Below are 7890 nucleotides of genomic sequence, written 5' to 3' on the forward strand. Positions count from 1 at the left end.
CTCTACTCTTGCTTGTTCCATATGCCCGATTATAGGCTCTTGGGATTCTATCGTTGTGACTATTTGGTTGAATGTGTCTTTGAATTGTTCAACCACATCTTTCGTCTTGTTGAACATTTCAGTTAGTTTGTCCGAGGTTAGTCCATATTGCATAATCAAAAGTTGGGAATCCAATTCATTAAAAGCATTTAAAACATTGTTTTTATCTCCAAGAGATTTGGATGAAAAATACATGGAAGATAAATTATCTATATTATCCAATATATTAAGTGAACTATCAGCGTAAAAAACGAGGGTTGAAACATTATTTTCTTGGGCTAAGGTTTTAAAGTCGGTAATACTTTGACGTAATTCATTGGATATATCTTTAAAATCTTGATTTACGAGTCTATTTTTTTCTTCGTTCAATTGAACAATTTGATTAAAATTACTTTCATACTCTCCTATCTTAGTGATTATGTTTTGCACAAGTGTAGAATCGGTAGTTTCATCTGTAAAGAAACTTTGAACAGCGTTGATATTTTGAGTAAAAGTTTCTTTTGTTTGTTCATCGTAGTTAATCACATAGTCTTTGAAGGCTAAAGCAGCTTCAAAAAAGTCGTTTTCTATTTCGGAGATTTGATTCGTTGCATCAGATAAACCTCTATAACTACCCAAACCATCGTTGGACTTTACCAAAGAAAAAATATTGAAAGAAATCGCTGCCCCAAATAAAACAAAAATTACAACGATAATTACAATTATCCTTCCTCTCATGCTTTTGAATGACATGGTATTTCTCCCCCTCTATTTTAATTATCTTGAAAATAATTATAATATAAAACAGTACTCAAAAGCAAATAGAAAGTTTTTAAAAATATTTCTTTTTTATTTTTAATATGTTCTAATACGAAATGAAAAATTAACAAAAAAATATGGTATAATAGTACAGGGTATAAGTATAGGAACATTAGAGGCAAATAAAGCTTAAAAATAATATTTAATTTTAAAATGTATTTTTGAATTTTCAAAAACAGTGCAAAATTAATTAATCAGGAGGTGAAAAGTATGTCAGAAACTGGAGAAAACTTGCTATTAGAGTTATATAAAACTATGTACAAGATTAGAACTTACGAAGAAACACTAGCAAAAATTTACTATGAAGGAAAGTCCCCGTTGTTCGATATTTCTGCTGGGCCAATACCAGGAGAACTTCACCTTTCTACCGGGCAAGAATCATCAGCAGCTGGTGTTTGTGCTCATTTAAAACCAGAAGACGGAGTAGTAGGAACACATAGAGCTCATAATTTTGCTATAGCTAAGGGAGTAGACCTTAAAAAGATGACTGCAGAGATTTTTGGTAAAGCTACCGGCTTATCAGCAGGTAAAGGTGGGCATATGCACCTTTTTGATCCAAATGTCAGTTTTAGCTGTAGTGGTATTGTAGGTGCTAGTTTCCCCCAAGGTGTAGGTATTGGTATAGCTGCAAAAATGCAAGGCAAAGATTATGTATCGGTTGCTGTAGGAGGGGAAGGTGCTGCAAATCAAGGCACATTCCATGAATCATTGAATCTTGCATCATTATGGAAATTACCTGTAATCTTTGTCATTGAGGATAACTCTTGGGGTATCTCTGTTCCTAAAGACGCATCCACTTCGGTTAGTAAAATTAGTGAAAGAGCCAAAGCCTATGGAATACCTGGGGTAAGTATAGATGGTAAAGATGTTATGGCAGTATATGAAGTTGCAAAAGAAGCTATCGATAGAGCAAGAAGAGGTGAAGGGCCCACTCTTATAGAAGTAAAAGTTTACCGTTTAAGAGGCCACTTTGAAGGTGATCCTCAACTTTATCGTCCAAAAGAAGATTTAGAAGAAGCAAAAAAGAATGATCCTGTTTTGTTTGCAGAGAACCAATTGCTTTCTAAAGGGATTGTATCCCAAGAACAATTAGAAGGGATTAAAAAAGATATAACAGATGAAATCAACGAAGCAATCGATTTTGCTAGAAACAGTGCATACCCCGAAAAAGATGAAGCTCTACAAAACGTGTTTGCAGGAGGTGAATAGTATGGCCAGAAAACTTCCAATGCATAGAGCCATTTCTGAAGCTATTGCACAAGAAATGGAAAGAGATCCCTCTGTTTTTGTTATGGGAGAAGATGTAGGTAAGTACGGCGGCATTTTTGGCGCAACAACTGGTCTATTGGATAAATTTGGCCCTGAAAGAATTAAAGATACTCCAATTAGTGAATCCGCTTTTTTTGGAGGAGCTTTGGGAGCAGCTTCAAAAGGAATGCGACCGATTGCAGAATTAATGTTTGTAGATTTCTTTGGTGTCGCAATGGATCAAATTTACAACCATATTGCCAAAGTTCATTATATGTCCAATGGAAACGTGAAACTTCCTTTAGTGATAACTACCGCAATCGGTGGAGGATACAACGATGCCGCACAGCATTCACAAACTTTGTACTCTATTTTTGCGCATGTTCCTGGTTTGAAAGTTGTAATTCCTTCTAACGCTTATGATGCTAAAGGTTTAATGATTTCGGCTATAAGGGATGACAATCCAGTAATGTACTTTTTCCATAAAGGACTTTTAGGAATTGGTTGGATGCCTTCTCCGGAAGAAGCAGCAACAGAAGTCCCCGAGGAACCCTACTCAATCCCTATTGGACAAGCTAAAGTAATTCGAAAAGGTAAAGATATTACTTTGGTCAGTGTAGCAAAAACTTTGTATGAGGCTAATAAAGCTGCTCAAGAACTTGAAAATCAAGGGATAGATGTTGAAATCATAGATTTGAGATCATTAGTACCTTTAGACAAGAAAACAGTAATAGAATCAGTCAAGAAAACGGGTAGATTATTAGTGGTTGACGAAGATTACTTGAGTTATGGAATGAGTGGTGAAATAATAGCTTCAGTCTCCGAAGAAATTGGAGATCAATTAAAGGCTCTTCCTAGAAGAATTGCTTTCCCTGATGTACCTATTCCATACAGCCGTGTACTGGAACAATTTACTTTGCCTAGTGCTGACAAAATCATCTCAACTTGCAAACAAATGATAAAGTAGGTGAAAAAATGAGTGTAGAAATTAAGGTTCCAAAAATCAGTGAAGAAGGAAAATCTGGAGTTATTATAAGATGGTACAGAAATGAAGGGGATCAAGTTAAAGAAGGCGAAGAAATCTGTGAAGTTATGATCGAAAAAACAACACTTAGAATTACTGCCCCTTCTTCAGGAACGCTTAAAATTGTGAAAAAAGATAACGATGAAATCGAGGAAGAGGAAGTCATAGGTTTTATAGAAAGCTGAAAAGTTTAAAGTCTGGCTAATTGCCAGACTTTTTTAAATTATAGTAAATTATAATTTTTAAAAGCTGATTTTATGAGTACTTTTACTTTTTCCATATCTAAATCTTTTCGAAAATCAATCAAATTTGCTACTGGCGAACGAATACTTTTAATATAATTAGGTGATTCTTTAGGATATTCTTCTTTCCACTTGATAATCCTGTTTAATTCTTCTAGGTCAGAATTAACAAGCAAACTAAAATGAAGAAAAAATTTTTCATTCGTAATAGTAGCAGCTGAACCAGAAATTTTTTTTCCTTCTATATATATACTGTTTCTTTCGTCTACAGTTATATCCTGTGCAATAAAGCTTTTGAGGATCTTGGCAACGATTCCTATAATACCCTTAGCTTCATCTAAAAAGTAATTAGAGAATAAAACATCCTCTTTTCTTTTGCAAAAAGTAACATTTAAATTCCCTAAATCATGATAAACCGTACCACCTGGTGTTAATCTTCGTATAATTGGAATATTTTTTCCATTTAGATAGTCAATATTTATTTCTAAAGCCTCTTCCTGAAATCTACCAATTACTACACAAGGAGTATTTTGCCATAGCATTAAAATACCATCACTATTGAGAGGTTGCTTCAAAATATTTTCTTCAATTTGAAAGTTTTGATAAGGATTTGTACAATTATTCTCTAAAAGGCTAAATTTAAATTTACGACTCATATCTCTAATTAATTTCAAGTGCCCCCTTTATTTTTAATTAAATTAATTATACAATAAAACAACACACAAAAGCAAATAAAAAGTTTATAGAAATATTTCTTTCTAATGCAAAATGAAAAATTAACAATAAGATATGGTATAATAGTATAGGGTATAATTAAAGAAGAAAGAGGAGGTAGATTATGCAATATAACAATCTTGGTAAAGCAGGTATAAAAGTAAGTGAAATTTCATTTGGATCTTGGTTAACTTTTGGAAATCAATTAGACACAGAAGGGGTCAAATCATGTTTACGTACAGCTTATGAAAACGGCGTTAACTTTTTTGACAACGCAGAAGCCTATGCTAATGGGCTTTCTGAATCTTTAATGGGAATGGCAATAAAAGAGTATAGAAGAGAAGACCTAGTAATTTCTACAAAAATATTCTGGGGTGGAAAAGGCCCAAACGATAAAGGGGTATCAAGGAAACATCTTTTAGAAGGAACATGGAACTCTCTAAAAAGGTTACAAGTTGATTATGTCGACCTTATATTTTGCCATAGACCAGATCCTACAACGCCCATTGAAGAAACAGTATTCGCAATGGATTATATAATAAGAAACGGCTTAGCTCTTTATTGGGGCACTTCCGAGTGGAGTGCGGAGCAACTGGAAGAAGCTTATCTAATAGCGGATAAAAGAAATCTTATCCCTCCCACAATGGAACAACCTCAATACAACATGTTTGTTAGAAATAAAGTTGAGAAAGAATTTAAACCTCTTTATGATAAATATGGATTGGGATTAACTACGTGGAGTCCATTGGCCAGCGGGGTATTAACTGGAAAGTACAACGAAGGAATTCCTCAAGATAGTAGACTTGCAAAATTTGAAAATTTACGAAACGAGTTCGAAAAAGGCGGACTATTATCTCAAGAAAATATCGAAAAGGTCAGAAAATTGACAAAAATAGCCAATGATTTAGGTGCAACGATGGCTCAGCTTGCCCTCGCCTGGATATTGAAAAATCCAAACGTTAGTACCGTAATAACTGGAGCAAGTAGACCAGAACAAGTGAAAGAAAATGTAAAAGCTTCCGAGATAAAAGAAAAACTTACAGATAGCGTCATGGAGGAAATTGAAAAAATTCTAAGCAATAAACCCCAATAAAAATGATCAAAATCCCACCGATTCGGTGGGATCTTTTTTAATTTTCTTTAGCTTTTAAGTAAGCCTCTTCAGCACGATATGAGCTTCTTACCAACGGACCAGATGCAACAAATTTAAACCCAAGTGAATATCCAATTTCTTCATATCTTTTAAATTTTTCGGGGGTAACGTATTCAACAACTTCAACCTGTTTCGTAGAAGGCCTTAAATATTGACCTAAGGTCATTATATCGCAGTCGACTTCCCTTAAGTCCTTCATAACCTTTACGACATCTTCTTCTTGTTCTCCAAAACCTAACATTATCCCTGATTTAGTAACTAAAGAGGGATTTATTTCTTTTGCTTTTCTCAAAACATCCAAAGACCTTTTATAAATAGCTTTGGGTCTAATTCTTGAATAGAACTCAGGGATAGTTTCTATATTATGGCCAAAAACTTCAGGAGATGCTTCAGCAACGATTCTAATAGATTCTTCAACCCCTAAAAAGTCTGGAACTAAAACCTCTACTTTAACGTTTCCAGGCAATTTTTTTATTTCGCTGATGACTTGGGCAAAATGAGACGCTCCTCCATCAGGCAAATCATCACGGGTAACAGAAGTAACAACTGCAAATTTCAACCCCAACTTTTCTACCGCTTGAGCCAATCTTTTCGGTTCATCCTTATCCAAAGGTAAAGGTTTACCTTTTGGTACAGAACAATACCTGCATCCTCTAGTACATATATTACCCATTATCATGAATGTTGCGGTTTTTTTAGCAAAGCACTCCCCAATATTTGGGCAATCAGCGCTTTGGCAAACCGTATTAAGTGAATAATCCTCAATAAAATCTCGAATTTCTTCAAACTTTTCGGGGGAAATACTTACTTTCAACCATTCTGCATTCTTCATCATTTTCACTCCTATCATAGGTAAATTTAATATCAAATATTTCTTCTGTTTTCTGAATAACCTTTGTTTTAACCTCTTCAATATCTTCTTTTATACCTAATTTTTCTAAAGAGGTTACACCGTACTCTCTTATCCCACACGGAACAATATTCTCAAAATACGACAGGTCGGTATTAACGTTGAAAGCTAAGCCATGCCACGTAATAAAATGATCAATCGAAAGTCCCATTGCACAGATTTTCTTATCTTCAACCCATACCCCTCTATATTTTGAATGTGGAATTCTCTCTCCTATGATGTTGTAGTCTTTTAAAACTTTTATTATAATTTCCTCTAAATTATAAGCCAACTGCCCAATATCAGTAGGCCATTTTCTAAGATTAAGAATAGGATAGATAACTAATTGCCCAGGGCCATGAAAAGTGATATTTCCTCCTCTTTCTACTTCATATATTTCCGCAATTTTTTTTATTTCATCGACATTTTTTTTTAGATTTTCATATCCTCCTCCTCTTCCAATAGTGTACACTGGTGGATGAGATAATAGTATCATAATTCCATCAGCTAAGCCATTTCGGACAATTTTCATAGCTTGTTGTTGAATCTCTTTACCTTTCAAATATTTAACTTCATTGTAATTCCATACCAACCCTCTTCTCATCTTATCTAACTCCTTAAACTAATATTGAATTCTTTACTAATATTATAACAGATTAATTAAAAATATGAAAAGAGAAATTTATCACAAGATTAAGCAATTACGAGCAAACGTAAGAATTCTTTCCCTAAACAGCCATAAACAATTGTAATCGCTTCTTAGCGCATCTAATCTCCATAGATGAAATTTTAAAAAACTAAGTAAAAAGAGTATAATTGTGTTATATTGATTTTTTTAAAAAGGATTGATTAAAGTTCAAGCTAAAAATATTTTTTAAAACTATGTACTAATAACTTTAAAAAGGAGAGGTGAATTATATGGACGAATTTAAAGAGATTGCTGAACAGTACGATATAGACCTTGAAAAGCTAAAAGAGGAAAAAGGCGAAATAAGCCAGGAGATTATTCAATCATATATCAAAGAGAAATTTTATCCTAAAGTAAAATCCGAAAAAAAGTTGATAGGTATAAGAAAAATTATTTCCAAAAGACTTTATCAAAGTTATAACCAGGCGATTCATGTGACTCTCAACATGGAAATAAAAATGGACAACATAATTAGTCTACGGGAAAAAATTGAAGAAAAGCCTTCGCTTACCATTCTTATGATAAAGCTTTTGGCAAATGCACTGAGGGATTTGCCTGAGTTGAACGCTACCTTTGATGGAGAAAAAGTTGTAATATATGATTCTATAAATATCGCTGTTGCCACTGATACACAAAATGGTTTAATTACACCTGTTTTAAGAGAAGTGGATAAAAAAGATATAAAAACTTTTATAGAAGAATACAATGACATAATAACCAGAGCACGAAATAGTATGTTAAAAGAAAAAGATTTAATAGGAGCTACTTTTACCGTTACAAATTTAGGAATGTTTGGTGTTGATTCTTTCACCCCTATTATTAACCCACCTCAAGTTGCAATATTAGGAATAAATAGAATAAAAGATTCCCTAATAATAGAAGAAGGGGAACAAAAGATAGCAAAGATAGGAACTTTATCACTTACAATAGACCACAGAATTATCGATGGTGCTCTTGGAGCCCAGTTTTTACAAAAAGTGAAAGAACACTTCGAAAATACAGAAGATATATCATAAAGCGGTTCTATCACGAAAATAGTGGGTAATTAAGCTGGAGTTAAATTAAGTTTACCAAGGGCAATAAAGATAGTGATTT

The 7890-nt window shown here is 33.6% G+C and carries 8 protein-coding genes and 1 pseudogene; 5 read left to right on the forward strand and 4 right to left on the reverse strand.

What is annotated here, in order from left to right; all coding sequences use genetic code 11:
* Positions 1-771, reverse strand: a pseudogene (locus ACW9JY_RS10130) (methyl-accepting chemotaxis protein); the annotation flags it as partial.
* Between the two features lie 276 nt (positions 772-1047).
* Between ACW9JY_RS10130 and ACW9JY_RS10135 the strand changes: the two are divergent.
* The 3 genes from ACW9JY_RS10135 to ACW9JY_RS10145 are packed head-to-tail and all read left to right on the forward strand — an operon-like array spanning position 1048 to position 3294.
* Complete coding sequence (locus ACW9JY_RS10135) at positions 1048-2046, forward strand: thiamine pyrophosphate-dependent dehydrogenase E1 component subunit alpha (protein ID WP_457284278.1); 999 nt, start codon at positions 1048-1050, stop codon at positions 2044-2046.
* Position 2047: 1 nt separating this feature from the next.
* Positions 2048-3052 (forward strand): alpha-ketoacid dehydrogenase subunit beta, encoded by a 1005-nt coding sequence (locus ACW9JY_RS10140; protein ID WP_457284279.1) that lies wholly within the window; start codon positions 2048-2050, stop codon positions 3050-3052.
* A gap of 8 nt (positions 3053-3060) precedes the next feature.
* Complete coding sequence (locus ACW9JY_RS10145) at positions 3061-3294, forward strand: lipoyl domain-containing protein (protein WP_103077042.1); 234 nt, start codon at positions 3061-3063, stop codon at positions 3292-3294.
* 38 nt (positions 3295-3332) lie between these two features.
* Here the strand turns inward: ACW9JY_RS10145 and ACW9JY_RS10150 are convergent, their stop codons facing one another.
* Entirely contained in the window at positions 3333-4025 is a 693-nt protein-coding gene (locus ACW9JY_RS10150) for a lipoate--protein ligase family protein (RefSeq protein WP_457284280.1), read from the reverse strand.
* Positions 4026-4189: 164 nt separating this feature from the next.
* Here ACW9JY_RS10150 and ACW9JY_RS10155 point away from each other — a divergent pair, with 164 nt between their 5' ends.
* A complete protein-coding gene (locus tag ACW9JY_RS10155) occupies positions 4190-5158 on the forward strand; it encodes a potassium channel beta subunit family protein (protein ID WP_457284281.1) in 969 nt (322 codons plus the stop codon).
* A gap of 37 nt (positions 5159-5195) precedes the next feature.
* Here ACW9JY_RS10155 and lipA read toward each other — a convergent pair whose 3' ends face one another.
* A complete protein-coding gene (lipA, locus tag ACW9JY_RS10160; protein ID WP_457284282.1) occupies positions 5196-6050 on the reverse strand; it encodes a lipoyl synthase in 855 nt (284 codons plus the stop codon).
* Positions 6001-6711 carry a lipoyl(octanoyl) transferase LipB gene (lipB, locus tag ACW9JY_RS10165; protein ID WP_457284283.1) on the reverse strand — a complete coding sequence of 237 codons (711 nt, stop codon included), beginning with the start codon at positions 6709-6711 and terminating at the stop codon, positions 6001-6003. Before lipB ends, lipA begins: the two co-directional genes overlap by 50 nt.
* 314 nt (positions 6712-7025) lie before the next feature.
* Between lipB and ACW9JY_RS10170 the strand changes: the two genes are divergently transcribed.
* Positions 7026-7811, forward strand: a complete 786-nt coding sequence (locus ACW9JY_RS10170) for a dihydrolipoamide acetyltransferase family protein (RefSeq protein WP_457284284.1) — start codon at positions 7026-7028, stop codon at positions 7809-7811.
* Positions 7812-7890: the final 79 nt, after the last annotated feature.

Source organism: Petrotoga sp. DB-2 (genome assembly GCF_054051725.1).